We start from the raw sequence: 622 nt of genomic DNA, 5'->3' as shown, positions 1-622 counted from the left end.
CGCTATCGAGGCCGATATTGCATCCGCCGCGGTCTTCGTCACGCAACTCGAACAACCTGTTGCGGCGGCGAAGCGCGGACTTGAAATCGCGCATCGTCATGGCGTGACGACCGTGTTCAATCCGGCGGCAACGCGATCATCGTGGCGTCGGGCGCGGCTGGACATTTGTGCCCGGAAGACGTGGACGCTATCGAGGCCGATATTGCATCCGCCGCGGTCTTCGTCACGCAACTCGAACAACCTGTTGCGGCGGCGAAGCGCGGACTTGAAATCGCGCATCGTCATGGCGTGACGACCGTGTTCAATCCGGCGCCCGCGTTCACGCTCGATGACGACATCTTCCCGCTGTGCGACTACATCACGCCGAACGAAACTGAAGCGACAGCGCTGACCGGCGTTGAAATCGCCTCAGTCGACGATGCACGCAAAGCCGCCGACGTCCTGCTCGGCAAGGGCGTGAAAGCCGTGATCGTGACGTTGGGAGAAGCGGGCGCGTTGCTGCATACATCGAAGGAATCGGTGCAGCAGATTTGTTCTGTCCCCGTAGAGGTTTGCTCACGACTTTGTTCTTAGATGACGCGAACTCATAAACATATCCTTGCCTACAGGGAGTAAGCTTTGA

General features: G+C 59.0%; 1 pseudogene. It reads left to right on the top strand.

The features are described 5' to 3' along the window. Positions 1-120: 120 nt before the first annotated feature. Positions 121-564 (top strand): annotated as a pseudogene (locus tag ACRXB1_RS37250) (PfkB family carbohydrate kinase); the annotation flags it as partial. Positions 565-622: the final 58 nt, after the last annotated feature.

The sequence above is a fragment of the Caballeronia sp. M23-90 genome (assembly GCF_053574605.1).
Note: the sequence above shows the minus strand (reverse complement) of the source record. Positions and strands in the feature narration are given on the sequence as shown.